We start from the raw sequence: 26,292 nt of genomic DNA on the forward strand, positions 1-26,292 counted from the left end.
AACTTATATCCAAGTGCAGGTTCTGGACTACCTCTGTGTTGAATACAAGCAAAAACAGCTCACGCCCTTGACTGTATATCAGCACCTAGGTGCAACATACAAACCAAAGGGAGAACGTTTTGTTTATTTCCTCAACACAGCTCGAATTGTCCAGATTCGCACTTGAACGCTTCCTTATAATAAAAACGTCCTAAAGGACAGTACAAATATACTACAATTTTCCTTTAATTATCCTTTTCACATATCAAATCTACATATATAAGCCGTTTATTTATCATTGATTATAAGATCTATAAACCTTTGTATATCACTAACCTCCTTATACTATATCTATTCTAACGAAGTAGAGAAGTAAGCTATATAGATTAGTTTCCTCTCAATACTGCTTACTTCTCATGTAATCTATTAATAGAAAAGTTGCTCTTGATTAAGTCCAAACTTTCTTTTTATTAACAGTAAAGTTGCTTTTCATCCCTTCCAATCTATAAATGCAACCTTCATTTATAAAAACAAAGGTTCCGTTTTTAAAAACAAAGGTTCCGTTTTTAAAAACAAAACTTGCATTTATAAAAATGAAGCTTGCATTTTAAGTTTGTAAATAACAAAAGAGAAGTTTACTATTGGACGAAAGGAAGTTTAGACTTAATCAAAAGAAACTTTATTGTTAATACTCAAGGAGAAGAGTAACTATCATTATTCAGTGGATATCATCCTAATAAAAAGTCTCGTATATCAATGAGACAACTTATTCAGTTATCTTTATGATATACGAGACTCAAATGTTATAAATAAAATCCTATTTTACAGGATATTATTTTGCTAATTCATTAATCACATCCATTATCTTCTGACCGATTTCCTCGGCAGCTTCCATAGTAGAAGCTTCACTATACACACGGATGATCGGTTCTGTATTACTCTTGCGCAAATGCACCCATTTGTCGGCAAAGTCTATTTTCACACCGTCGATATCGTTGATTTCTTCGTTCTTATAGATTTCCTTCACTTTGGCAAGGATAGCATCTACATCGATTTCCGGAGTCAAGTCTACACGGTTTTTAGCAATGAAGTAAGGAGGATAAGTAGCACGGAGCTCGCTAACCTTTTTTCCTTCGTGAGCCAGATGGCTAAGGAATAATGCGATGCCTACCAATGCATCACGTCCGTAGTGACTAGCAGGATAAATTACTCCACCATTTCCCTCACCGCCGATAACGGCATTGGTTGCTTTCATCTTCGTTACAACATTTACTTCGCCTACGGCAGAAGCGCTGTATTCCATTCCATACTTGCGAGTTACATCACGCAAAGCACGAGTAGAGCTCAAATTAGAAACAGTGTTACCGGGGGTATGTTTCAGTACATAGTCGGCAACAGTAACCAGTGTATATTCTTCACCGTACATTACGCCATTCTCGCAGATCATTGCCAGACGGTCAACATCGGGGTCTACAACAAAAGCTACATCGGCCTTTCCACCTTTCATTAAGTTCATGATGTCACCGAGGTTCTTTTCAAGCGGTTCGGGGTTGTGCTGGAAGTTTCCGGTAGGTTCACAGTAGAGTTTCTCTACATGTTTCACACCTAAACGTTCAAGAAGTTCGGGAAGAATGATACCGCCTACCGAGTTTACACAGTCAATAGCTACCCGGAAATCAGCTTTTTTGATAGCTTCTACATCTACCAGGTCAAGAGCCAATACACTGTCGATATGTTTCTGATTATAAGTCAGGTCTTTGCGGTAAGATCCCAGATGGTCGACATCGGCATAGTCAAATTCTTCAGCTTCAGAAATACGAAGTACTTCGTTGCCTTCGGCTGCATTCAGAAATTCACCATGTTCATTCAGCAATTTTAGTGCGTTCCACTGTTTCGGGTTATGAGAAGCTGTCAGGATAATACCGCCACAGGCGCCTTCCATTGTTACAGCAAGTTCTGTGGTCGGGGTAGAAGCAAGATCAATGTCTACTACATCCCAGCCCATTCCCATCAATGTGCCGACTACTACGTTTTTTACCATTTCACCGGAAATGCGGGCATCACGTCCCACAACAATCTTATTACTCTTTGCCTTGCAGGTTCTACGAATCAAAGTAGCATAAGCCGAGGTGAATTTTACAATGTCAAGCGGGTTCAGTCCTTCTCCCGCTCCTCCGCCAATAGTTCCGCGGATTCCAGAGATAGATTTGATTAGAGTCATAGGTTCTTTAGTTAAAGATTTGATTTATCTAATGTTAGTGCTTTAGCTTTTTGCTTTCTCGAACTTCCGGATATCATAGAAATAAGGATTGACATATTGTTGTGCAGTTGTATGTCCCATCTTAGAAGGTACAATTAGGCGTACATGGGCATTATTACGCAAATATGGTAAAGCAATCAGCCATCCGGATGGAATTGCAGTTCCATAACCATTAGCAACTGTCCACAAATAGTCATAATCAAAATCACCAGATAAAACGATTCCATAAACAGTAGATGAGTTTTGCACATAACGGAATGTTAATGGAGACTTATAATATTCAGAAATATCCATCCATTTTTCCAAAGGAACATTGAAACATGTAGTATCTCCTGTCATCATATCCTGTTCTACATAGCGGGTACAAATGACATTATTGTTAGCAAAAGTATCTACCTCATTAATAACTTCAACTCCATTCTTATCCTCTTTTCCTCCACGATCTACGATCTGCATATATACGCCATTGGAGAAAGCAACGTATTCGTCATATCCATTCCCCGCTTCTTTAGAAGCTGTAATCGTATCCCGTTCAAACTCTTCCAGTGAAATGACACGGATATCATTATCTTTGATGAACTTATTCACCGCATTTTTCTCGTCTTCCAGCATTTCTGCATAAGTCTTCGAATTGTCGCATGCCTGGAACAGACTTCCGGCGGTTAACAAAGAGAGAAATAAAAATACAAGTTTCTTCATTATCTGTTATTTAGCTATATTCCGCACAAATGTATCTCAAAATCATTAAAAGTTGAAAGGGGGAAGTTGAAAGTTCGTATCTTTTAACCTTTCCATATTCACTTTTAACCTTCCATCTTTAGCTTTTCGCTGTTAGTAAAGGTTTATATTTCTCAAGCGCTTTCTCAAAGACCGCTTTTGCCTCTTCCATCGTTCCGAAAAATTCACCGCCCGAAGCATTCAAGTGGCCTCCTCCATGGAAGAATTCGGCAGCTAACTGATTGCATGGGAAGGTTCCTACTGAACGAAGGGATATTTTAATCATCGGTTTCTCGGTATCTTCCCTCAAGAAGCAAGAGAAACAGACATTTTTAATGGAAAGGGGAATATTAACAAAGCCTTCGCTATCGCCTTTTATATAGTTAAATTTGCTTTGCTCTGCTTTTGTCAGGGTGATTAGAGCCGAATTAGATTCCGAATACACAGTCATGTTCGATAATACATATCCCATCAAACGTAAACGGCTCTCCGAATAGGTGTTGTACACCTTACGATAAATATCATCTTTATCGATTCCTTTAGAAAGGAGTTCGCTAATGATAAAATAAATCTCCCGGTTGTTCGAGTTATAGGTGAACCCACCGGTATCTGTCATCATCCCTGTGTAGATACATTCTGCGCCTTCCTTAGAGATATCACTGAAATATCCCATACGGCAGATGAGACGAAATATCAGTTCGGAAGTAGAAGATATTTTGGGATAGGACATTACTATCTTACAGAAATCTTCGGGATATAAATGATGATCGATCATTATTTTACGTGCCGGAGAAGCGGCCACAGCATCTGCCATATCGTCGATACGCTTCAGTGCATTGAAATCGAGGCAACAGATGACGTCTGCTTCGGCGATCAATTTATCTGCAAAGTCTTTGTAACGGTCATACAACAGGATATCCTTACTGCCCGGCATCCACCGCAGAAAATCGGGAAAAGCATTCGGCACAATTACGTTTACTGTTTTCTCTTGTGAATCTAAAAAATGATATAATCCCAATGAAGAACCGATAGCATCGCCGTCAGGAGAAACATGAGATACAATTACTATTTTGTCAGCTCGTTCAAACCATTTAGTAAAATGGTCTATTTTGGCTTGTTCAATTACTTTCGTCAACATACTCTTATACTTTATCAAGGTGCAAATGTACGATAAATCTTTGTACTTAGAGCAAAAAGCGGACAGAACCTTCGTCGGATAGCGAGATAAACCGCAGACCGGATTGCTTGCATTCGCTTTCAAGGAGGTGTCTGCGGTATTCCGAGAGAGATGCGTCCAATATGACGTAAGAGAAAGAAAAGATTCGGGTGAGCTCTTCCAGATGTCCGTCATATCCTTTGCATAAGTAAAGATACTGAATATATAACGGAGAAACGGTGGTTTTGTTCCGCCAATGGTTATCATTTATTACACAAATATGACAGCCATGATAGGATATAATCTGCTGCTGACGATTAAGTTCCATATACCGGCAATCGGCAGTTATTTCTTTGGGAGGCAGAAGATGATGATGCTTCCAATAGTTAGCAGCCATGCGCTTCAGACGTTTTTCATTGGAGATAGTATCTACATAGTTTATCCAGGAACGTCCATCGCTCTCAATGCAATGTACTGCAGGGCAACCGCGCACGTTATAAAAGACCAGGCTTGTCCGGGGACGATCTAGCCAATATAATGTTGAATGATAAGTCCCCAGTAATAAGATAGAAAAAAGACAAATCAATAAATTCCGGTATCGACGGTTCATGAAATAATAGGTTAACAAAAAGCCAACGATATAGATACCCAATATTTCTGACTGATAAAGCCAGATTCCATCTATAGAAGCGTAAGGAAGCTGTTCCACCCATCGGACGAAGAAATTAAGTCCTTCCAATAGTTTCTTAACACCTTCGGCCACTACGATCTGAAGCCACGAAAGAGGAGTCAGAAGAAGCATAATGACAGCAGCATACAGGATAATCGTAATGAAAGGAATAACAACCAAGTTCGTCAATAGAAAATGTACAGAGAACCGGGAAAAATAAAACATAACAAGCGGAGCCGTTCCTATTTGTGCAGCAACAGACACACTCATCAGTCCCCAAATATATTTTCCTATTCTACCTTTCACCGTAATCAGGTGATAGATTGGTTTTTGAATCAATAGGATGGAAGCAACAGCAAGGAAAGAGAGCTGGAAACCAACATCAAACAACCATGCCGGATTACAGAATAGCATCAACCATGCAGCTGCCGCCAATGTATTTAGAGATAGCGGTTGGCGACCAACCATATCTGCCATTGCTAAAATTGAAAACATACTGACCGAGCGTACTACCGAAGGAGAAAGTCCTGTGAAAAAGGCAAAAGCCCATAATAGGATAAGAAGAAGAACAGAACGTATAGCTCTACCTATATTTCCTCTTCGGGCAATAGGTTTCAGTATGAAAAAGAGCAGTGTATATAAAAGCCCGATATGCAAACCGGATAGAGCTAGAATATGACTTGCACCGGCCACCGAATAACTCTCACGAACCGAATCACTTAATTCCGTTTTGTCTCCTATGGTCAGTGCTGAAAGTACAGCCAGTTCATCACCGGAAAATCCCAGTTTCTGATAAAGTGAAATCATCCTTCTTCGGCAAGAGCTGGCTATACTTTTGAGATCAAGGTTATTCATCCCGTCCTGTTTTGTCCATTTCCCGGATGCAACATATCCTGTTCCACTGATTCCTTTCCACATCAGGAAGCGGGCATAATCAAATTCATCAAAGTTCCGATTGTTGAGAGGGGGAGAAATACGGGCAGAAATCAGCAGTTCATCTCCACTTTTCAACCGGGTAACGACCGAATCTCGCTGTAGATAAAGAATTACAGCACGTTCTATCGGATATGTGCCGGCAGTATCACGACGTTCCTTTAATAATGTCTGGCAGAGGTAGGTATGTTCTTTCGCTTGAGGTGCATCCGTTATTAAAACCCGATACACTGTTTCTTCTTCCGGAAAAGAGTAGACAGCGTGTTGTAATTGCCAAGTTATTCCAAGCCATCCTCCTATAAAACAAAGGATAGAGACTGCTAATCCAAAGCACCATCGCAATGAATGGCGTTTCAGGAAATAAAGAACAAACAATAAAGCAATACAAAGTCCAAAGGCTAGAACACTCCAAAAAGGTTCCCATGAACGGTCAAAAAAATGATCTCCACAAAAAACGCCTGTTATCCAAGGGATAATCAGGCGTATATAGGGATATCGATGGATGTAAAAAGTACTCAACAGATGAGTTACAGTTCGTGCAACTGACGAATCATCGCCTCCGGATCGGGTGCCGCAAAGACAGCATTACCAGCCACTAACGCATCGGCTCCCGCCTCAACCAAGCGGGCACCTGTTTCCAGATTCACCCCACCGTCTACTTCAATGAGCGCTTTCGAACCTGTCCGTTCAATCAGGGCACGCAGCTCACGAACTTTTTCTACTGAATGTTCGATAAACTTCTGTCCGCCAAATCCCGGATTCACGCTCATGATAAGCACCATATATACATCCCGGATAATATCTTGTAAAAGAGCTACAGGAGTGGCTGGATTGATAGTTACAGCAGGCTGCATCCCAGCTTCTCTGATTTGTTGAATCACCCGATGCAAATGCGGGCAAGCTTCATAATGCACATTCATCGTATGGGCGCCCAACGCTTTTACCTCCGGAATAAACTTTTCCGGATTCACAATCATCAAATGCACATCCAGCGGTTTCTGGCTTAACTTCGCCACATATTTCAGTACCGGAAAGCCAAATGAAATGTTCGGAACAAATACTCCGTCCATAATATCAATATGTACCCACTCCGCTTCACTGCGGTTTACCATTTCAATATCCTTTGCCAAATATCCAAAATCGGCAGAAAGAATGGAAGGAGCGATAATCGGTTTCATAATTCTTTTATTTTAGGTTCTAGCCGTCACTTATTCGGGACGTTTTATTCTATTTATAATCTAATGGCTTGCTCGTTTTAATCTGCTCATCCGATTAATTACTTCATCAGACAACCATCTTCCAGGTGATATCCACGAAGCAATTCATCTATTTTCAGACGTTTTTTACCGGGAAGCTGTAAAGAAAGAATAGATACAAATCCATCCGGTACAGCTACTTTCATAAATTTCTTTCCATCGGTCACAATTGTTCCTGTAGCTAATTGATGTGATTCATAAATCTTCTCGCTTTCAAATATCTTCACGACCACTGCTGCTCCTTCTTCAGAAGTAATCAGTTCACTCCAAGCAGCAGGATAAGGTGATAATCCACGGATAAAATCATATATCTTCTTCACCGGCTGATTCCAGTCAATCCGACAGGTTTCTTTAAAGATCTTCGGAGCAGGACGAAGTTCACCGACAACCGCCATTTCTTCTTGAGGAATCGGTTTTACCGTTCCATTCAATATAGCGTCTACCGTTTCAAGAACCAGTTTTCCTCCCAGTACCATCAACTTATCATGTACCACTTCCACATTATCCGTATCTGCAATAGGTACACGTACTTGCTGAATGACTTCTCCGGTGTCTATCTCGTGTTTCAAAAAGAAAGTAGTAATTCCTGTTTCCGTATCACCATTGATAACCGCCCAATTAATGGGGGCAGCTCCACGGTATTGAGGAAGCAAAGAAGCATGAAGATTGAACGTACCCAGTCGTGGCATATTCCATACCACTTCCGGCAACATACGAAAAGCAACTACAATCTGCAAGTCCGCCTTCCATTCACGCAATGCTTCTACAAAAACCTCATCTTTTAACCTTTCCGGTTGAAGTAACGGTAAATTTTGTTCAAGTGCATATTGCTTTACAGGAGAATACTGAATCTTATGTCCGCGTCCGGCAGGCTTATCGGGCATTGTAATCACACCCACTACATTATAACCGCCTTCTACTAATTGACGCAGGGCCTCTACCGCAAAATCGGGAGTCCCCATATATACTATTCTTAAATCTTCTTTTTTCATAATCGTCTTATAATCTGCATAGCAACCTGTTATCTGCATAAACCCGGCTCCGGCATCTTGCCGATTGTCGGTTAGTCTTCAGAGAAATGTACCAATACTTGCCGGTATGAATTAAATATCTTCGATTTAGAAACAAATCCCTGATATCGCCCTTCTTCATCCACTACCGGAAGATTCCAGGCTTTCGTATCATCAAACGTCTGCATCACCTGTTCCATTCCATCCGTATCGAATATCTTGGCAGGGGCAGATGTCATTAATTTATTAACAGTGAAACGGTGATAAAGTTCTTGCCGGAACATGATGTTACGAATGTCGTCGAGAAGTACAATTCCCAACAATCCACCCGTTTTCTTATCTGTCACCGGGAAGACATTTCGATGGGAAGCAGCAATTGCTTTCACTAATTCGCCCAAATCCATTTCCGGATGTACGACAACGAAATCTTTCTCCACCACATTCTCCATCTTCATCAACGTCAACACGGCTTTATCCTTATGGTGTGTAAGCAACTGTCCCTTCTTAGCTAAACGCATCGAATAGATACTATGAGGTTCGAAAGCTATAATGGTCAGATATGAACTTACAGATACAATCATCAACGGAAGAAATAAGTCATATCCCCCTGTCAATTCGGCGATCAGGAACACCCCTGTCAACGGAGCATGCATAACGCCACTCATCACTCCCGCCATCCCCATCAATGCAAAATTCTTTTCCGGCAAATAAGCGGAGAAAGCAAAGTCATTGCTAAAATGAGAAAAGACAAACCCGGCGATACATCCCAAATAAAGCGAAGGCGCAAAGATACCACCACAACCACCGCCACCATTCGTTGCACTGGAAGCAAAGACCTTCAGCAGAATAATCAGCATCAGATAAACCAGCAGCAAATTGCCATAGCCATAAAACATAGAATTGTTCATGACCGTATCCCACTCTGCCGCAGACGTTCCATTCAGCAAAAGATTAATGGTATCATATCCTTCACCATAAAGAGGCGGGAAAAGGAAGATCAATATACTCAACATCACACCACCGAAAGCCAGTTTCTTATAAGGGTTGTTGAGTTTACCAAAGACACCTTCCACCGAATTCATGGCACGCGTAAAGTACAATGAAATCAGTCCGCAAAAAATTCCCAGTAAAATAACAAAAGGAATACGCTCCAGTTCGAATGCCTGATCCAGATGAAACTTAAACATAGCCTCCGTACCGGTGATTATATATGAAACGGTTGCCGCTGTCACGGCAGAAATCAGCAGGGGAAGTAAAGAGGACATGGTCAGGTCGATCATCAAGACTTCCAATGTAAATACCAATCCCGCAATCGGAGCTTTAAAAATGCCGGCAATCGCACCTGCCGCGCCACAGCCGACGAGCAACATCAGCGTGCGGTGCTCCATCTTGAATACACTCCCTAAATTGGAACCGATTGCCGAACCTGTCAGTACAATCGGCGCCTCTGCTCCAACCGATCCACCAAACCCGATGGTGATCGCACTGGCAATGGTAGAGGACCAGATATTATGTCGCTTGATACGTCCCTGTCTACGGGAAATAGCATATAGAATTTTGGTGACTCCATGACTGATGTCATCCTTAACAATGTTACGAACAAACCAACCTGCAAGAAAAATCCCGACTACCGGATATACCAAATACAGGTAGTTAGCTTCCGTTGCATTAAAATTATCAGTTAGGAAATTCTGTATCTGATGGATAAAGAATTTCAATATTAATGCGGCAAACGCTGTGAAAATTCCGACCAGGAAACTTAATATCAGAATAAATTGCTTCTCCTTTATATTCGCTTCCCGCCATTTGATGCAACGCTGTAATAAACTAAGTTTTTCTCCCTTCATTTATTCGCGAATTATCTTTATCACTCCACCTTTTTCCAACTTAATAATACTTGAGGGTCTCGGCCGGCTCATATCGTCCTGGCGAAAGCCAACGATATAATCTACCGCCAATTTGATTTCATCACTGATTTCACTAAAATTAGCCGCACCCGGCTGCCCGCTGACATTAGCCGAAGTAGAAACGATTGCTTTACGGAACTGCTGACAGAGTCGTCTGGAAAAGTCTTCATTCGTCACCCGAATCCCTACACTGCCATCCTCCGCCAGCAAATTCGATGCTAAGTTACGTGCTCCGGAATAAATAATCGTCAACGGCTTGTCGGCAACTTCAATCAAATCCCATGCAACATCAGGCACATCCTGTACATAAAAATCTACTTTAACCGGAGAGTCTACCAAGACCAGCATAGCCTTGCTGTCAGCGCGTTTCTTAATCTCATACACGCGGCGTACAGCCTCTTCATTAGTCGCATCACAGCCTATACCCCATACGGTATCGGTGGGATAAAGGATCACTCCTCCTTCATTCATCACCTGACAGGCTTTTTTAATATCTTCTATCATTTCTTGATTAATTTCCGTTAAGAACAAGACGCAAAAATAACACTTTTATTCCATTTAGTGAAATCTATCCCGACGTTTTTAAGTCCCTCAAAAATATAGATTGACACAACAAACCATACAAAAAAGAAAGAACGATGTAAATTAAGAGATAACCTACATCGTTCTATAAAAAACAGATCATTCAAAAAATCAACCCCTAACGCTATCTATTCTTCCAACTATTGTCCAGATTCGGGTTCAAAATCACATCTTCATAGGGATAAGGAACATACATCTTACTGTCATCCCAAGTTCCGGTGACCGTTACTGCTTCTTTCCTGAAAACTCCGGACACCACTTCAATAGGCTCATTTTTCTTACGGAATTCAAAATGATCCTTATACCGGTACATTCTGAACATATCCCTGGCTCTGCTCGCAATACCGCCCCAATAATAACCGGCCATTTCCCAACCATGTTCATTGTAGGCTGCTTCCGCCAGTTCATCAGGAGACATATCCGTCGTATATCTATTTGTTTTTTCACCGTCTGCCCTGTTGCGCACTTCGTTCAACACTTTAACCGCCTGTTCATTGATTTCTCCCGCACGGCCTGTTGCTTCGGCATACCAGCAATATACTTGCGAAAGACGTAATAACTGGAATGTTTTCTCCCCCGATGCATTGACTACGGCAGGATTTGTATAATCAAATTCAGTTCCGCGTACAGCACCTTCCACGGTCTTCATAAATACAGGTGCCACTACCTCGCGGGAAGCAGGATCGGTATCATACCACCAATCATATAGTTTCCCGTCGCTAAGCATGATTTTCGGGAAATACGTAGCATCTTTACGAGGACCTTCGGGGAAGTTCATCCAGAAATTAATTTCTCCATTCGTATCTCCCCAACCGGCCTGTTTCATATCTTGCAGGAAATCGGTCAAGGGAGCGGATTGTCCTGTCGCATCCCTATTATAATAGATACCCAACAGAAGTTCCGTATTCTTATTATTGTATTCCCATGAATATACCTGGCTATATTCCGGCAGCAGTTTATAATAGTAGCTACCACCATCTGCACCGTCTATCACTTCTTTGGCTTTGGCGGCAGCCAGCTTGTAATATTCTACTCCTTTATTAAGTGGCCATCCTGCCATACACATATAGACATAAGCCATCGTTGCTTTTACGGCTCCCTCACTTACAGCAATGTTCATTCCATTTCTGCCATACGGTTCCTTCGTGTACAGTGCGGGGCAATCGGTTTCTGCTATTTTCAGGTCAGACAGAATCAATTCGTACACTTCCTCTTCCGTCTTCAACGGAGCATTATAATCTATTTCTTCTTTCAGCATGATGGGAACCCGTCCCCAAGTAGTCACCAGATAAAAATAAGAGTAGGCCCTCCAATAATGTGCTTGTGCAATAGCCACTTTTATATCGTCTTTTGATACCTCCGGCGTACGCTCCGCATTATTTATGATAAAATTGGCAGCCTTGATAACTTTGAAACGCTGCTCCCACATACTGGACAACCACGAGTTATTGTCTTTCACATCAAACTGATCGTGTTCACGAAGAGGTTGTTTATTACTGGAAGGATGAGTGGAGATATCATCTCCCACCAGGAAGTTCGTTCCACAAAGATTATTACTAGCCTGTGAACTTGCGATCACGGAATAGAGAGCCGTCAGCGAAGCGTCCAAGTCTTCTTTATTACTGAAATAGGTATCCGAAGGTAACTGTCCTTTCGGATCTTCTTCCAGAAAATCACTACACGAAGTCCAACACAAAGCTGTCAGAAGTACAGGCAAGGCTTTCATTATAAAGGTATATGCTGTTTTCATACGGTTATTGTCTTAATACACGGTTTTAAAATCTGAATTTGGCTCCAAAGGTGATTGTCCGAGGAATCGGATAAGCACCGTAATCCAGTCCGTCATAACTGGTGTACACTTCAGGATCCATTCCTTTGTAGCGGGTGATTGTAAAGAGATCCTGTGCACTGACGGACAGTTGTACACTTGCAAACTTCAGTACACGGCGAGGAATGCGGTACGAGAGGCTGATATTCTTCAACTTGATAAAAGAAGCATCTTCAAGCCAGAAATCCGAATTAGCATAACTCTTGTTGTCGGTATTGGTAAGGCTCGGATAAAGAGCGTCCGCTTTGTTGGCAACATGATCCCATCCTTTGAAGTAGGCATCACGCAAGGTTACGAAACGAGAGACGCCAGTCATGGATGCCGCCATAAAACGGCTGATATTCAACCGGTCATATCCGGTGGCAGCATTAAAAAAGACATTCAGCGTCCAGTTTTTCCAAGTAACAGTATTGTTCCAACCTACTGTCCATTTGGGACTTGCCTGTCCTTTCACAACCAAATCATCGGAAGTCGGATTCGTTGTCAGACTACCATCTGCTTTCTGATAAAGATTGGCGCCTTTATCATCGAATCCTTTCCATTGATAGACATAGAAAGATCCCATAGGATAACCGGGCTTCATAATCTGCATAGGACCTCCCAAATCGCTATAGTTAGCAGTGAGTACAAAGTCATCGCCTGCGAGATCTGCTACTTCATTCTTCACATAAGAAGCATTCAGGCTGGTTTCCCACGTCACAGCCTCCTTTACAGGGAAAGTGGTAAGGGATAATTCGACTCCGGTATTGTTCAGTTTTCCTTGATTCACCCAATAAGTACCACCTCCGTTATATTTAGGCACCTGTTTCTGAAAAAGCAGATCTTTCGTTTGTTTCTTGAACCAGTCCACTGTAATATTAAAGCCTCCGATACTCATATCCAATCCCAAATCATATTGGTAAGTTTTTTCCCAGGTAATGCCGGGTGTAGCAAACTGATATCCCCAATATCCCGTAGAGGAAGTGGAAGTTCCCCAGCCGTAAGATGCCCCCGACAACATACCTAATGTGCTGTAAGCAGCAATATCCTGATTTCCGGTGACACCAAAGCTGGCACGCAGCTTCAGCTGATCGAGCACGTGCTGGTTGCTCATGAAAGATTCTTGTGCAATATCCCAAGCCACAGCTGCGGAAGGGAAATATCCCCATTTGTTGTCTCCCTGAAATTTAGAAGAACCGTCAGCTCTTAATGCAGCAGTAATAAAATATCGTTTCTTATAATCGTAATTAGCACGCACGATGCCGGAAGCCAAAGAAAATTCCGTATATGAATTGCTCGCATCTCTGATAGCAGCATTGCCAAGATTCCAGTACCCAACACTTTCATTGTTCAGATTGGAACCGGTTCCCTTTAGTTGTGAGTCCCACGAACGACTTATTTCCCATACACCCATGGCGGTGAAGCTATGATCTCCGAATTGCTTTTGCCAGGTCAGATTGTTAGTATTCTGCCAATAGTTATGCAATGCGTTGGTATTGCTTGCGCTATTGACAGCACCCGGTGAATCCAGTTTCGACCGGAAAGAATAAGAAGGACTATTATCGTAGTCATAACCTCCCTGAACGGAAAGCGTCAGTCCTTTCATGATCTTAAACAGCAATGTCAGGTTGGCGTTTAAATTATAGCTATAGCTATCGCTATTGTTCACTATCATTTCACCGTAAGGGCTGGAACCGATCATATTATACGGGTCTGTATTGTACACGCCGGTTTCGGGATCTTTCAGCTCCATGGTAGGCGAAAAGTTAGTGACATGCAACCAGTTCGCCCCACCTTCATTGTGTTTGTGAAGACTGGATGCGTTTAATTTTGCAGAGATTGTCAACCAGGGTTTCACTTCCGAGTCGATGTTTGCCCGAATTCCATAGCGTTTATAATCGGACATGATGGTGATGGCTTCCTGATCGAGCACATTTCCCGAAATAAGGTATTTCACTTTTTCATTTCCTCCGGATATGGCAAGCCGATAATCCTGGGTGATACCTGTACGAGTCAGAAGATCAGTCCAGTTAATTCCTTTCGTTCCATTTTTATAAGCCTCAAGATCTTCGGCAGAGATAGTAGACGATCCGCGAATGTCATTCAGTGCAGTTGCATATTCGTAAGCGTTCAGCAGGTCATACTGTTTTCTGACAGTCGAAAGCCCTACCGATGCATCGAACGTTACCTGTGCTTTTCCCTCACTACCCTGTTTGGTGGTTATCAGGATAACGCCATTCGAACCACGGGAACCGTAAATGGCAGTGGAGGAAGCGTCTTTCAGTATTTCCATCGACTGGATATCAGAAGGGTTAATACCGTCCAAGCCACTGGAAGAGATGATACCGTCAATCACATATAAAGGATCACTGCTTTTATTAATAGAGGTAGTTCCACGAACGCGCACCTTCATACTTGCTCCGGGCATACCACTCGTAGCAGTGACTTCTACACCGGGAGTACGACCCTGGAGTATATTTTCAACCCGTTGTACAGGTTGATTTTTGTATTGTCTGTTGGATACACCGGACACAGCACCCGTAAGGTCACTCTTTTTGACGGTTCCGTATCCTACCACTACCACTTCATCCAATAACTGATTGTCTTCTTTCAACACAACACGAAGAAGAGATCTCTTTCTGACTTTCACTTCCTGCGTATGATAGCCGATATAAGAGATCACTAAAATCGCTCCTTCCGGAGCTTCGAGAGTAAACCTACCATCCATATCACTGGTAGTTCCGGTATCTTCACCTTTGATAATGACGGAAGCACCAATGATTGTCTCTCCCTGTTCGTCGTTAATCACTCCTTTGATTGTCTTTCCAGCATCCCCGTCGGTATTAGTATCGCTGTTTGTCGTAACTTCATTGTTATTTTCCGGGGCTTCCTGTGTTTCTGTCTTCTGTTTTTCAAGAGGAGGAGCAACCTGCGCGAATAATCCGAAAGGCAGAAACAGCATTAAAAGAATGCATAATAGCCATTTGTTTTTCATTATTACTTCCATTATTGTTCTAAAATTAGAATAGTTATTAGGATAGATTACCATCAATATTAGGCAATTTATGTGCCAAAAGCATAACAAAAGACTGAAACAACGAGACTTGCCAAGTTTAATCAAAGAGATTACATCACTCATTTTCAAATACATAAACAATTTGCAATAAAGAAAAAAAGCATTAATAACCAGATTAAGTTTCAAGTACAATCCTGTGCAAAAATTCCACAGAAATGTGGACATATTCCACAAGATAATAAGTTAAGAATAATCCGTATTTAAAAGTTCCTTTCCATCCTTCTGATTGTTTCCACATATCAGAAGTCAGAATAAACGTTCCAAAACTCCAGTTTAAACGATTATTAACTAATTTCTCCCCCGTCTCCGAGAACAGAATCATCAGAAATATCTATCTTTGCCCCAATTTCAAGCAAGAAAGCAAAAGTGCTATTTTTGTGTCGAATTTAAAACGTTTAAGAGAAAACAATGGAAGAAATCGTATTTCATCACACATTACCTATCCAATTGCGATTCAATGATGTAGACAAATTTGGTCACGTCAACAACACGGTTTACTTCTCCTTTTACGACTTGGGAAAGACTGAATACTTCGGTTCAGTATGCCCGGGAGTAGATTGGGAAAAGATTGGCATTGTCGTTGTTCATATTGAAGCGAATTTCGTTAAGCAAATTTTCGCATCCGACCACATCGCTGTACAAACCGCCGTCTCTAAGATAGGTACCAAAAGCTTTCATCTGGTTCAACAAGTCATTGACACGAAAACCAATGAAGTGAAATGCGTTTGCAAATCCATCATGGTTACTTTCGATCTTGAAAGACATGAGTCCATGCCACTGACCAAAGAATGGATAGAAGCGATCTGCAAGTATGAAGGACGGGATTTGCAAAAAGCATAGATTGATTCCCCCCCACCGATGAAGACACCCTCCGGCACCAATGAAAGCATCGAGCGGTACCGGGGAACAAATCTCCCACGAATAAGAAACAAAACAAGCAAAACCAATTCCTTAGAAAAAGTTTTATCCTGATTCATGTCCGCTATATAACAGAAATTGCCTATTTTTGCACCTTATTATTAAGGCATAAAATATCTAGTACAGAAAATGATAGCTGACAAAAGTATAAATTTAGATACCCTTCATAAAGTATTGTTTGATAATGAGAAGCTGGAACTCTCTGAAGAATGTATTCGAAAAGTAGAGGAAAGCTTCGATTTTCTGCAATCCTTTTCCAGCGATAAGATTATTTATGGTATCAATACGGGGTTCGGCCCAATGGCACAATACAGAATAGAAGATCAGTCATTGATCGACCTTCAGTATAATATCATCCGAAGCCATTCCACCGGTGCCGGCAAACCGCTTCCCGAACTTTATGTAAAAGCAGCTATGATTGCCCGTTTGTACACTTTTCTACAAGGGAAGTCAGGAGTGCATCTGGAACTGGTTTCTCTCCTCTGTGAATTTATCAACCGCGGAATTTATCCGTTCATACCCGAACACGGAAGTGTAGGTGCCAGCGGCGATCTCGTACAACTGGCCCATATCGCCCTGACGTTAATAGGGGAAGGGGAAGTTTTTTATCAGGGTAAATTGTGTAACGCAGCTACGGTACTTCAGGAAAACGGCCTGAAACCTTTTTCCATGCGTATTCGTGAAGGTTTATCCGTTACAAACGGTACTTCTGTAATGACAGGCATCGGTATTGTCAATCTGATTTATGCAAAAAAACTACTCCGTTGGTCGGTGGCTGCCTCTGTAATGATGAATGAGATTGCCGCCTCTTATGATGATTTTATGGCACAGGCATTAAACGAGGCCAAGCATCATAAAGGTCAACAAGAAATAGCTGCTATGATGAGAGAATGGGTGGCAGGCAGTAAATGCGTGCTTCAAAGAGAGAACGAGCTATACAACCAGGTGCATAAAGAGAAAATCTTCGAACACAAAGTACAGCCCTATTATTCCTTGCGATGTGTTCCGCAAATACTCGGTCCTATTTACGATGAACTGGAGAATGCGGAAGAAGTATTAATAAACGAAATAAATTCCGCCTGTGACAACCCGATTGTCGATCCGGATACACAAAATATTTATCATGGCGGCAACTTCCACGGAGATTACATTTCTTTCGAAATGGACAAGTTGAAAATTGCCGTGACCAAACTGACTATGCTTTCCGAAAGACAGATTAACTATCTGTTCCACGACCGTATCAATGGCATCCTGCCTCCGTTTGTAAATTTGGGAGTGCTTGGATTGAACTATGGTTTACAGGCTTCGCAATTCACTGCAACATCCACTACAGCGGAGTGTCAGACATTATCGAATCCGATGTATGTACACAGTATTCCTAATAACAACGACAATCAGGATATTGTCAGCATGGGAACCAACTCGGCTCTATTAGCAAAAACAGTCATTGAGAATTCTTATCAGGTAATGGCTATCCAGTTCATGGGAATAGCACAAGCTATCGACTACCTGAAAATACAAGACCGCCTAAGTTCCAAAAGCCGGCAGGTTTATGAAGAAATACGCAGTTTCTTCCCTGTATTTACGAATGACACACCTAAATATAAAGAGATAGAAATGATGATAGACTATCTCAAAAAAGAAGATAAATAAAATGAAATATGCATTAGTAACCGGAGGAAGCCGAGGTATCGGCCGTGCTGTCAGTTGTAAACTGGCGGAAATGGGCTACTTTATACTGATAAATTATCAGAATAACGACGCAGAAGCGGAGAAAACGTTGCAGTTAGTACAGGAAAAAGGAAGCAATGGCGAGTTGATGAAGTTCGATGTGACCGACCCTGCCGCTATCACCCTTGCTTTGGGCAACTGGGCTTCCCAACACCCCGACGAATATATCGAGGTACTGATAAACAATGCAGGTATCCGCAAAGACAACCTGATGCTCTGGATGACAGGAGAAGAATGGAGCAAAGTGCTCGATATCAGCCTGAACGGATTCTTCAACGTGACACAGCCTTTATTGAAGAATATGCTGGTCAAACGTTATGGACGTATCGTAAATATCGTGTCATTGTCGGGCATTCAGGGAATGCCCGGCCAAGCCAATTACTCCGCAGCCAAAGGTGGCGTAATAGCTGCTACCAAAGCACTGGCACAGGAAGTTGCCAAGAAGAAAGTAACAGTCAATGCAGTAGCTCCGGGATTCATCCGTACGGATATGACGGAAGGAATTGATGAGAACGAATGGAAGAAACATATTCCCGCGGGACGTTTCGGCACTCCGGAAGAGGTTGCCGACCTGGTCGGTTTCCTGGCATCTCCAGCCTCATCCTACATCACAGGAGAAGTGATTTCCATCAACGGAGGACTATATACTTAAAATAAAAGCATAGAATAGACAAAATAATGAAAAGAGTTGTTATCACGGGAATGGGGATTTACTCTTGCATCGGCAAGAATCTGGATGAAGTAAAAGACTCACTATATCATGGAAAATCGGGAATTGGCATAGATCCGGTACGGAAAGAATTGGGCTATTTTTCTGCATTAACGGGGATATTGCAACGTCCCGACTTGAAGAAGTTGTTGGACCGCCGTAAACGTCTCTGTCTGCCGGAGCAGGGAGAATATGCTTATCTCGCTACATTAGAGGCTTTCCGTAATGCAGGGATTGACGAGAATTTTCTCGAATCCAACGAAGTGGGTATCTTGTATGGCAATGATAGTAGCGCCGCTCCTGTTATTAACGCAGTGGACATCATTCGTGAAAAGAAAAACACTGCACTAGTGGGTTCCGGTTCTATTTTCCAGTCGATGAATTCCACCGTGACAATGAACCTATCGGTTATTTTCAAACTTAGAGGGGTCAACTTCACTATTGCCGGAGCCTGTGCAAGCGGTTCTCACGCTATTGGTATGGGTTACCTGCTTATAAAATCGGGATTACAGGATTGTATTCTTTGCGGTGGCGCACAAGAAGTCAATCCTTATGCAGTAGGAAGTTTCGACGGACTAAGCGCATTTTCCACCCAGGAAGCAGCCCCCGAGAAAGCCTCGAAACCTTTTGATAAACGACGTGACGGACTGATTCCGAGTGGAGGAGCCGCCAGTCTGGTATTAGAGAGTTATGAATCGGCTGTAAAAAGAGGAGCTCCCATCTTGGCCGAAGTCATCGGTTACGGTTTTTCATCCAATGGAGATCACATCTCCGTGCCTAATGTGGACGGTCCGAAACGTTCTCTTCAAATGGCCATCAAAGATGCAGGGATTGCACTCGAACAGATCAGTTATATCAATGCACACGCCACCTCAACTCCGGTAGGTGACTTGAACGAGGCGAAAGCCATTGCGGAAGTATTTGAAGGGCATCACCCGTATGTGACCTCCACAAAGTCTATGACAGGACATGAAATGTGGATGGCCGGTGCCAGTGAAGTGATTTATTCCACCCTCATGATGAACAACGGTTTCATCGCTCCCAACCTCAATTTCGAGGAACCGGACGAGGCCTCTGCACAATTAAATATACCTACCCAACGGGTAAACCTGGAATTTGATACGTTCCTTTCCAACTCATTCGGATTCGGAGGAACCAATTCCACGCTAATCATACGCAAAATCAATCCATAATTTACTAAAGAAAACAGATATATGACAAACGAAGAAATCATCGAGAAAATAAGAACCACTCTGGCAGAAGAGTTTGAAGTAGGCATCGACGTTATCCAGCCGGATGCACCGTTAATGGAAACTCTTGAACTGGACAGCCTGGACTTGGTCGATATGGTGGTACTGGTAGAAAAGAACTTCGGTTTCAACGTAACCGGACAAGATTTTGCGGGTATCAAAACCTTCCAGGACTTCTACGATCTCGTTATCACCCGTATGCAGGAAGCCAAGTAAATATGTCGACGTGGAAAGGCAAAACCCGGGGAGGAACATTCGGATACTTATTCTTTATTTACCTGATTAAGTATCTGGGCATTACTGCCGCTTATATATTTCTAAGTCTGGTAGTATTGTACTTCGTACCGTTTGCTCCGAAAGCCACTAAAAGCACCTGGTTTTATGCCCGCCACATTCTGAAATACAACCGAATACGCTCTTTGGGTATGTTGCTGCGCAACTATTACCGGTTAGGGCAAATCCTGATTGACAAAGTAGCTATTGGTAACGGAAAAGTCGATCAATACCGGTTTGAGTTCGAACGGTATCCGGAATTTCTGCAATTGCTGAACAGCGAACAGGGAGTAATTATGATTGGTGCCCATGTGGGAAACTGGGAAATAGGCGTTCCTTTCTTCGACGATTACGGAAAGAAAATCAATATCGTGATGTATGATGCCGAACATCGTAGAATCAAAGAGATATTGGAGAAAAATGGTCAGGACAAGGATTTTAAGATTATCCCCGTCAACGAAGATAACCTGACACACGTTTTCCGTATTACCGAGGCGTTAAACAAGAAAGAATATGTATGCTTCCAGGGCGACCGTTATCTGAATAAAGAGAAACTGCTGACAGGAACACTCCTGGGACAGAAAGCTCCTTTCCCTGCCGGTCCTTTCTTGCTTGGTTCGCGAATGAAAGTTCCGGTGGTATTCTACTTTGCCATGAGAGAGCCGGGCAGAACCTACCGTTTTCATTTTATAAGGACGGAACCAGTCATACGAACCAAAGAAAAGAAAGCAGAGATCGCTCTGCTCGAACAATATACGGCCGCTTTGGACCAAATACTGAAACGCCATCCGGAACAATGGTTCAACTATTACTCATTCTGGAAAACCACGAGTGACGGTTCGCCCTCCAAAGGATTGAAATAAAGATATAACAAAATAAAGATGCAACAGAATCAATATGATAAGGAACCGTTGACCGCGGTAGAGGCACAACGCTTGGCACAAGAAATAGCTTTCGGGCCCATCGTGTTTCAGGTATCACGCCTTATGCTCAAATTCGGTATTTTCCAGTTACTAGCCGACGAACGTGCAGGCATGACACAAGAAGAAATCAGCAAGGCTTGTGGCCTGTCTTCTTATGCAACACAAGTTTTGCTGGAAGCCTCATTAACGATCGGTACCGTATTGCGGCACGAAAACCTTTACCGCCTTGCCAAAGCCGGATGGTTCCTGCTCAACGACAGGATGGTACGTGTCAATATGGATTTCAACCACGATGTCAACTATCTGGGAATGTTCCATCTCGAAGAGGCTCTCACCAACGGACGTCCCGGAGGGCTGAAAGTATTCGGCGAATGGAGCACTATCTATGAAGGGCTGTCAAGCTTGCCCTCACAGGTACAAAAGAGCTGGTTCGGTTTCGATCATTATTACTCGGATTGCTCGTTTGACGAAGCTTTGGCAATTGTTTTCGCCCGTCATCCCAAGACTTTACTGGATGTGGGAGGTAATACCGGTCGATGGGCGACCAAATGCGTAAGCTATGACGATGCAGTGGAAGTAACTATTATGGACCTTCCGCAACAATTGGAGATGATGCGTCAACAAACTAAAGACCTACCCGGAGCAATGCGTATTCACGGGTATGGCGCCAATCTGCTCGATCCCGAAGTACCTTTCCCGACAGGGTTCGATGCTATCTGGATGAGCCAGTTCCTTGATTGTTTCTCGGAAGAAGAAGTAACCAGCATACTGACCCGTGCAGCCCGTTCTATGAGTGGGGAGAGTCGCCTCTATATCATGGAAACTTTCTGGAACCGGCAAAAGTTTGACACAGCCGCTTATTGCCTGACACAAATCAGTCTTTATTTCACAGCCATGGCAAATGGTAACAGCAAAATGTATCATTCGGATGATATGGAACGGTGCATCAAAGCAGCGGGATTGGAAGTTGAAAAGATAGATGACCATTTAGGAATGGGACACAGCATTGTACAATGCAGATTGAAATGAACAACAGGGAAGTTATCATACAAGGAGAAGGAATACTCAATTTGATTCCACAGCGTCCGCCCATCGTGATGGTGGACAGTTTCTTTGGTATCGAAGAGAATCATTCCTATTCCGGACTGACTGTTACTGCTGATAATATTTTCTACGAAACCGGAAAACTGCAAGAGGCAGGAATTATTGAACACATCGCTCAATCAGCAGCAGCACGTATCGGATTTCTTTATACCCGGCAGGGTGAAAAAGTACCGTTAGGGTTTATCGGCTCGGTAGACAAACTTAAAATCTACGATTTGCCAAAGAACGGGATGAAACTATTTACGGAGATTACCGTTGTACAGGAGGTATTCGACATTACATTGATTTCTGCACAAGTGAAAGTGGAAGACAAGCTGATAGCTGAATGCAGGATGAAAATATTTATAAAAAAAGAATGAAACGGAAAACGAATCAACAGGTTGCAGCTTTGACTAACCGGACTACCTTCAGAGTGCGGTTCAGCGAAATAGACTCCATGCAGATTGTATGGCATGGTGAGTATGTGCGCTATTTTGAAGATGGAAGAGAAGCTTTTGGCAAACAGTATGGTTTGGATTATATGAGTATTTACCGGGAGGGATACATGGTTCCTATCGTGGATTTAACCTGTCAGTTCAAACAATCACTATCTTTTGGTGAAGAAGCGATTGTCGAAACGCGCTATATTGCCTGTGAAGCAGCCAAGATAAAATTTGAATACATTATCTACCGGGCTACCGACCAGAGTATAGTAGCCACCGGAAGCACCATACAAGTGTTCCTGAACCTGAATAAAGAATTGGAGCTTATGAATCCTCCGTTTTATCTGGAATGGAAAAAGAAATGGAATATCCTTTAAATATATACATCACAGCCCATACGCTGATTAGTTCGTTAGGTTTCGGCATCCCGGAAAACCTGGAGGCCATCCATAACTACCGAAGCGGAATCCGTATGCAAGAAGCCGGCCTAATTTCCGATCATCCCCTATTGGCGGGAATGATTGATTCTGTGGAATTGGAAAAACGGGCGAAGCTGATGCAGATTACGGATTATACCCGAATGGAGCAATTATTCATACTGGCTATCCAAGAGGTTATTTCTCAATCGGGAGCCGACTTGCGGGAGCCGGATTGTACCTTGTTATTATCTACCACTAAAGGAAATATAGATTTATTGAGTGAATTACCTGCTGACAGTCCGGTTTTTCTTTGGAAAATGGCGGAACGAATCGGAGATTTCTTTGGAGCGACAAATCAGGTAGAGGTCATCTCCAATGCCTGTATATCAGGAGTCTCGGCACTAATCGTCGCTAAGAGATGGATAGAATCAGGACGTTACAAACGAGTGATTGTGGCAGGTGGGGATATTCTTTCTCATTTCATTACCAGCGGCTTTCTATCGTTTCGATCTGTCAGCGCACACCTTTGCCGACCATACGATATACAACGGGATGGATTAAGTCTGGGCGAAGCCTGTGGAGCTGTTCTTTTAGAAACTCAAGGAAACGCGAATCATATTATTCTCTCCGGAGGAGCAATCAGCAATGACGCCAACCATATATCCGGTCCTTCCCGAACAGGGGACGGTTTAGCTCTAGCCATTAATCAGGCAATGGAAGAAGCCGGAGCACTCCCCGAAGACATTAGCTTTATCAATGCACACGGAACAGCTACGGTTTACAATGATGAAATGGAATCCAAAGCCATACATCTGGCGGGATTAGCTGCAGTTCCGGTGAATAGCCTCAAGCCCTATTTCGGTCATACATTAGGAGCTTCGGGCATTATCGAAACCATACTTTGCATAGAGCAACTAAAAGAAGGAAGATACTACGGAACTTTAGGGTATGAAACACTCGGTGTTCCCATGCCTATCACTGTCTATACCACTCATCAGCCGATGCCGATGAAATGCTGCATCAAAACCGCTTCCGGTTTCGGAGGCTGTAATGCCGCACTGGTATTATCCCTCCCCGATGCTCACCTGAAACAGAAAGTAAACTTGCAGGCAACCGACAAAGCGAGTGCTCCGTCAGTTTGCAAAGCAGTGGTGGAATCGGGCAACATGGTCACAATCAGGCCAGGAGCAGTAGAAAGTAAAGGAACAACTGTATTCAGCTCTTCGGAAACTGACTTTGCACCGTTCATCCGGGAAGCATACAAGCATCTGGGAGAAAACAATATGAAGTTCTATAAGATGGACAACCTCTGTAAGCTGGGATATGTAGCTGCCGAATATTTACTGAAAAATACACACCACCGTCCGGAAGAGATTGGAATCATTCTTGCCAATGCTTCTTCCTCTCTGGATACGGACTGCAAACATCAGGCAATCATCAGTAAAGAAGGGGACAAAGCAGCCAGTCCTGCCGTGTTTGTCTACACTCTCCCCAATGTAGTATTGGGAGAAATCTGTATCCGGCACAAGATTCAGGGAGAGAATACATTCTTTGTCCGTCGGCAATCCGATGCTGCCTCATTAGAGGATTATGCAAGGATTGTGATGGCAAAAGGCAAGTTACGCACCTGTATCATAGGCTGGTGCGAACTACTGGACGGACATTATCAAGCAGAATTTAAACAACTTAATAATATATCAACGATTTATGGATAATTTAGATCAAACCAAAAGAGAACTGATGGACGAAGTGAAAGGGAAACTAATCGAAGAGTTGAACCTTGAAGAAATCACTCCGGAAGATATTGACAATGAAGCCCCTCTGTTTGGCGACGAAGGTCTTGGCCTTGACTCCATTGACGCACTCGAAATCATCCTGATTCTGGAACGCGAATACGGTATAAAGATAGAGAACCCCAGTGAAGGAAAACAAATCTTCTACTCGGTACGTACACTGGCAGACTACATCATTGCTAATCGCAAAGCTTAACCGATGAAGATATACGTCACCGGATTGGGAGTTGTTTCGGGCATCGGTATCGGAGTTTCCGAAAATATAGAAGCGTTGAGACAAAGAAAGCATGGCATCGGAAAAGTAACTCTTTTTCCGACTGCTCTCGATGTGCCCGTATCCGAAGTGAAACGTAGCAATGAGGAACTAAAGCAACTGATCTCTTTACCTCCGCAACGCACTGTATCACGTACGGCCTTGTTGGGAATGATAGCAGCCAAAGAAGCAATGAAAGATGCGGGACTCACACCACCATTACGTATCGGTTTTATTTCCGCCACTTCCGTTGGCGGCATGGATTTGAGCGAGCACTTCTATGAATCTTTCAAGAAAAACCCGGGACAGGGACGGTTACGGGAAGTAATTTCACACGACTGCGGAGCCAGTACAGAATTGATTGCTTCGTATTTGGGTATCAATGATTTTATAACCACCATCAGTACAGCCTGCTCGTCAGCAGCCAATGCCATCATGCTGGGAGCAAGAATGATTAAACACGGGCTACTGGATGCTGCTATCGTGGGAGGTACGGATGCACTTTGCCGGTTTACGCTCAATGGATTCAACTCCCTGATGATTTTGGACAAAACACATTGCCGTCCCTTTGACCGCTCACGTACCGGATTAAATCTGGGAGAAGGTGCCGGTTACTTAGTGCTTCAATCGGAAAGTTCACTCCAAAGAACTCCTTATTGCGAACTTAGCGGTTACGCCAATACGAATGAGGCTTATCATCAAACAGGAAGTTCTCCTGAAGGGGACGGTGCCTTTCTGTCAATGAGTGAAGCTATCGCTTCCAGTGGTATTTCCCTTGAAAAAATCGATTATATCAATGTACATGGAACAGGTACTCCCGGCAATGATGCGTCAGAAGGCATGGCGCTCCGAAGAATCTTTGGAGAACACGTTCCGCCATTTAGTTCGGTAAAAGCTTTTATCGGACATACCTTAGGAGCTTCCGAAGGAATTGAAGCTGTTTACTCCGTTCTTTCAATAGATAAAGGGCTGATTTATCCCAACCTGAACTTTACGGATGCGATGCCGGAAACAGGACTGATACCGGAAACCTCTTTTCAAGAAGGAATCCCCATCCGACATGTGTTATCCAACTCTTTCGGTTTCGGAGGAAACGATTCATCGCTCCTCTTTTCCGCAACGAATTTTCCAGCATAAACGCACC

22 protein-coding genes are annotated in these 26,292 nt (G+C 42.9%); 12 read left to right on the forward strand and 10 right to left on the reverse strand.

Features of this window, described 5'->3' with window-relative positions:
• Nucleotides 1-811: 811 nt before the first annotated feature.
• From glmM to DWZ47_RS08780, 10 genes are all read right to left on the reverse strand, one after another.
• The gene (glmM, locus tag DWZ47_RS08735) at nucleotides 812-2,200 is read right to left on the reverse strand and encodes a phosphoglucosamine mutase (RefSeq protein ID WP_004297312.1); all 1,389 of its coding nucleotides are present in this window, start codon (nucleotides 2,198-2,200) and stop codon (nucleotides 812-814) included.
• Nucleotides 2,201-2,242: 42 nt separating this feature from the next.
• The gene (locus tag DWZ47_RS08740; RefSeq protein WP_004297311.1) at nucleotides 2,243-2,938 is read right to left on the reverse strand and encodes a DUF4827 domain-containing protein; all 696 of its coding nucleotides are present in this window, start codon (nucleotides 2,936-2,938) and stop codon (nucleotides 2,243-2,245) included.
• A 118-nt stretch (nucleotides 2,939-3,056) separates the two neighbouring features.
• Nucleotides 3,057-4,094: a DHH family phosphoesterase gene (locus DWZ47_RS08745; RefSeq protein WP_004297310.1), complete on the reverse strand. Its 1,038-nt coding sequence runs from the start codon at nucleotides 4,092-4,094 to the stop codon at nucleotides 3,057-3,059.
• A gap of 46 nt (nucleotides 4,095-4,140) precedes the next feature.
• On the reverse strand, nucleotides 4,141-6,234 hold the full coding sequence (locus tag DWZ47_RS08750; RefSeq protein WP_117512859.1) for a ComEC/Rec2 family competence protein: 2,094 nt from the start codon (nucleotides 6,232-6,234) through the stop codon (nucleotides 4,141-4,143).
• Nucleotides 6,235-6,242: 8 nt separating this feature from the next.
• Nucleotides 6,243-6,893 (reverse strand): ribulose-phosphate 3-epimerase, encoded by a 651-nt coding sequence (rpe, locus tag DWZ47_RS08755; protein ID WP_004297307.1) that lies wholly within the window; start codon nucleotides 6,891-6,893, stop codon nucleotides 6,243-6,245.
• 98 nt (nucleotides 6,894-6,991) lie between these two features.
• Nucleotides 6,992-7,963, reverse strand: a complete 972-nt coding sequence (fmt, locus tag DWZ47_RS08760; protein WP_008650541.1) for a methionyl-tRNA formyltransferase — start codon at nucleotides 7,961-7,963, stop codon at nucleotides 6,992-6,994.
• A 71-nt stretch (nucleotides 7,964-8,034) separates the two neighbouring features.
• Entirely contained in the window at nucleotides 8,035-9,828 is a 1,794-nt protein-coding gene (locus DWZ47_RS08765) for a chloride channel protein (RefSeq protein WP_004324749.1), read from the reverse strand.
• On the reverse strand, nucleotides 9,829-10,392 hold the full coding sequence (locus DWZ47_RS08770) for an L-threonylcarbamoyladenylate synthase (RefSeq protein WP_032848669.1): 564 nt from the start codon (nucleotides 10,390-10,392) through the stop codon (nucleotides 9,829-9,831).
• 202 nt (nucleotides 10,393-10,594) lie between these two features.
• A complete protein-coding gene (locus tag DWZ47_RS08775) occupies nucleotides 10,595-12,220 on the reverse strand; it encodes a RagB/SusD family nutrient uptake outer membrane protein (RefSeq protein WP_004297303.1) in 1,626 nt (541 codons plus the stop codon).
• A gap of 25 nt (nucleotides 12,221-12,245) precedes the next feature.
• Nucleotides 12,246-15,272, reverse strand: coding sequence for a SusC/RagA family TonB-linked outer membrane protein (locus DWZ47_RS08780; protein ID WP_233525025.1), 3,027 nt, complete (start codon nucleotides 15,270-15,272; stop codon nucleotides 12,246-12,248).
• Between the two features lie 489 nt (nucleotides 15,273-15,761).
• On the opposite strand from DWZ47_RS08780, the gene DWZ47_RS08790 reads away from it, so the two are divergent.
• From DWZ47_RS08790 to DWZ47_RS08845, 12 genes are all read left to right on the forward strand, one after another.
• A complete protein-coding gene (locus DWZ47_RS08790) occupies nucleotides 15,762-16,193 on the forward strand; it encodes an acyl-CoA thioesterase (protein WP_004324741.1) in 432 nt (143 codons plus the stop codon).
• Nucleotides 16,194-16,400: 207 nt separating this feature from the next.
• Nucleotides 16,401-17,924 (forward strand): histidine ammonia-lyase, encoded by a 1,524-nt coding sequence (gene hutH, locus DWZ47_RS08795; RefSeq protein WP_117512863.1) that lies wholly within the window; start codon nucleotides 16,401-16,403, stop codon nucleotides 17,922-17,924.
• Nucleotide 17,925: 1 nt separating this feature from the next.
• Entirely contained in the window at nucleotides 17,926-18,654 is a 729-nt protein-coding gene (fabG, locus tag DWZ47_RS08800) for a 3-oxoacyl-ACP reductase FabG (RefSeq protein ID WP_004297297.1), read from the forward strand.
• 26 nt (nucleotides 18,655-18,680) lie between these two features.
• A complete protein-coding gene (locus DWZ47_RS08805; RefSeq protein ID WP_004297296.1) occupies nucleotides 18,681-19,904 on the forward strand; it encodes a beta-ketoacyl-[acyl-carrier-protein] synthase family protein in 1,224 nt (407 codons plus the stop codon).
• 21 nt (nucleotides 19,905-19,925) lie between these two features.
• Nucleotides 19,926-20,177, forward strand: coding sequence for an acyl carrier protein (locus tag DWZ47_RS08810; RefSeq protein WP_004297295.1), 252 nt, complete (start codon nucleotides 19,926-19,928; stop codon nucleotides 20,175-20,177).
• A 2-nt stretch (nucleotides 20,178-20,179) separates the two neighbouring features.
• Complete coding sequence (locus tag DWZ47_RS08815; protein ID WP_004305451.1) at nucleotides 20,180-21,097, forward strand: acyltransferase; 918 nt, start codon at nucleotides 20,180-20,182, stop codon at nucleotides 21,095-21,097.
• 18 nt (nucleotides 21,098-21,115) lie between these two features.
• Nucleotides 21,116-22,186, forward strand: a complete 1,071-nt coding sequence (locus DWZ47_RS08820; protein WP_004311039.1) for a class I SAM-dependent methyltransferase — start codon at nucleotides 21,116-21,118, stop codon at nucleotides 22,184-22,186.
• Entirely contained in the window at nucleotides 22,183-22,620 is a 438-nt protein-coding gene (locus DWZ47_RS08825) for a hydroxymyristoyl-ACP dehydratase (protein WP_117512925.1), read from the forward strand. Before DWZ47_RS08820 ends, DWZ47_RS08825 begins: the two co-directional genes overlap by 4 nt.
• Nucleotides 22,617-23,060 (forward strand): acyl-CoA thioesterase, encoded by a 444-nt coding sequence (locus tag DWZ47_RS08830; RefSeq protein ID WP_004324733.1) that lies wholly within the window; start codon nucleotides 22,617-22,619, stop codon nucleotides 23,058-23,060. The genes DWZ47_RS08825 and DWZ47_RS08830 overlap by 4 nt, the downstream gene beginning before the upstream one ends.
• Nucleotides 23,045-24,817, forward strand: a complete 1,773-nt coding sequence (locus tag DWZ47_RS08835) for a beta-ketoacyl-[acyl-carrier-protein] synthase family protein (RefSeq protein WP_004311041.1) — start codon at nucleotides 23,045-23,047, stop codon at nucleotides 24,815-24,817. The genes DWZ47_RS08830 and DWZ47_RS08835 overlap by 16 nt, the downstream gene beginning before the upstream one ends.
• Nucleotides 24,810-25,091 (forward strand): phosphopantetheine-binding protein, encoded by a 282-nt coding sequence (locus tag DWZ47_RS08840; RefSeq protein ID WP_004297289.1) that lies wholly within the window; start codon nucleotides 24,810-24,812, stop codon nucleotides 25,089-25,091. The genes DWZ47_RS08835 and DWZ47_RS08840 overlap by 8 nt, the downstream gene beginning before the upstream one ends.
• Before the next feature lie 3 nt (nucleotides 25,092-25,094).
• On the forward strand, nucleotides 25,095-26,285 hold the full coding sequence (locus DWZ47_RS08845; RefSeq protein ID WP_004311043.1) for a beta-ketoacyl-[acyl-carrier-protein] synthase family protein: 1,191 nt from the start codon (nucleotides 25,095-25,097) through the stop codon (nucleotides 26,283-26,285).
• Nucleotides 26,286-26,292 lie beyond the last annotated feature (7 nt).

The sequence above is a fragment of the Bacteroides sp. AF32-8BH genome (genome assembly GCF_003435205.1).
Lineage (GTDB): Bacteria > Bacteroidota > Bacteroidia > Bacteroidales > Bacteroidaceae > Bacteroides > Bacteroides ovatus.

Excerpts from the sequence above, each read along its gene's own strand:
- DWZ47_RS08805 (WP_004297296.1), top strand. The coding sequence starts at position 18,681 with ATGAAAAGAGTTGTTATCACGGGAATGGGGATTTACTCTTGCATCGGC.
- DWZ47_RS08770 (WP_032848669.1), bottom strand. The coding sequence starts at position 10,392 with ATGATAGAAGATATTAAAAAAGCCTGTCAGGTGATGAATGAAGGAGGA.
- DWZ47_RS08835 (WP_004311041.1), top strand. The coding sequence starts at position 23,045 with ATGGAATATCCTTTAAATATATACATCACAGCCCATACGCTGATTAGT.
- glmM (WP_004297312.1), bottom strand. The coding sequence starts at position 2,200 with ATGACTCTAATCAAATCTATCTCTGGAATCCGCGGAACTATTGGCGGA.
- DWZ47_RS08815 (WP_004305451.1), top strand. The coding sequence starts at position 20,180 with ATGTCGACGTGGAAAGGCAAAACCCGGGGAGGAACATTCGGATACTTA.
- DWZ47_RS08840 (WP_004297289.1), top strand. The coding sequence starts at position 24,810 with ATGGATAATTTAGATCAAACCAAAAGAGAACTGATGGACGAAGTGAAA.
- DWZ47_RS08820 (WP_004311039.1), top strand. The coding sequence starts at position 21,116 with ATGCAACAGAATCAATATGATAAGGAACCGTTGACCGCGGTAGAGGCA.
- DWZ47_RS08810 (WP_004297295.1), top strand. The coding sequence starts at position 19,926 with ATGACAAACGAAGAAATCATCGAGAAAATAAGAACCACTCTGGCAGAA.
- DWZ47_RS08825 (WP_117512925.1), top strand. The coding sequence starts at position 22,183 with ATGAACAACAGGGAAGTTATCATACAAGGAGAAGGAATACTCAATTTG.
- hutH (WP_117512863.1), top strand. The coding sequence starts at position 16,401 with ATGATAGCTGACAAAAGTATAAATTTAGATACCCTTCATAAAGTATTG.
- DWZ47_RS08790 (WP_004324741.1), top strand. The coding sequence starts at position 15,762 with ATGGAAGAAATCGTATTTCATCACACATTACCTATCCAATTGCGATTC.
- DWZ47_RS08765 (WP_004324749.1), bottom strand. The coding sequence starts at position 9,828 with ATGAAGGGAGAAAAACTTAGTTTATTACAGCGTTGCATCAAATGGCGG.
- DWZ47_RS08780 (WP_233525025.1), bottom strand. The coding sequence starts at position 15,272 with ATGAAAAACAAATGGCTATTATGCATTCTTTTAATGCTGTTTCTGCCT.
- fmt (WP_008650541.1), bottom strand. The coding sequence starts at position 7,963 with ATGAAAAAAGAAGATTTAAGAATAGTATATATGGGGACTCCCGATTTT.
- DWZ47_RS08830 (WP_004324733.1), top strand. The coding sequence starts at position 22,617 with ATGAAACGGAAAACGAATCAACAGGTTGCAGCTTTGACTAACCGGACT.
- fabG (WP_004297297.1), top strand. The coding sequence starts at position 17,926 with ATGAAATATGCATTAGTAACCGGAGGAAGCCGAGGTATCGGCCGTGCT.
- rpe (WP_004297307.1), bottom strand. The coding sequence starts at position 6,893 with ATGAAACCGATTATCGCTCCTTCCATTCTTTCTGCCGATTTTGGATAT.
- DWZ47_RS08775 (WP_004297303.1), bottom strand. The coding sequence starts at position 12,220 with ATGAAAACAGCATATACCTTTATAATGAAAGCCTTGCCTGTACTTCTG.
- DWZ47_RS08740 (WP_004297311.1), bottom strand. The coding sequence starts at position 2,938 with ATGAAGAAACTTGTATTTTTATTTCTCTCTTTGTTAACCGCCGGAAGT.
- DWZ47_RS08745 (WP_004297310.1), bottom strand. The coding sequence starts at position 4,094 with ATGTTGACGAAAGTAATTGAACAAGCCAAAATAGACCATTTTACTAAA.
- DWZ47_RS08845 (WP_004311043.1), top strand. The coding sequence starts at position 25,095 with ATGAAGATATACGTCACCGGATTGGGAGTTGTTTCGGGCATCGGTATC.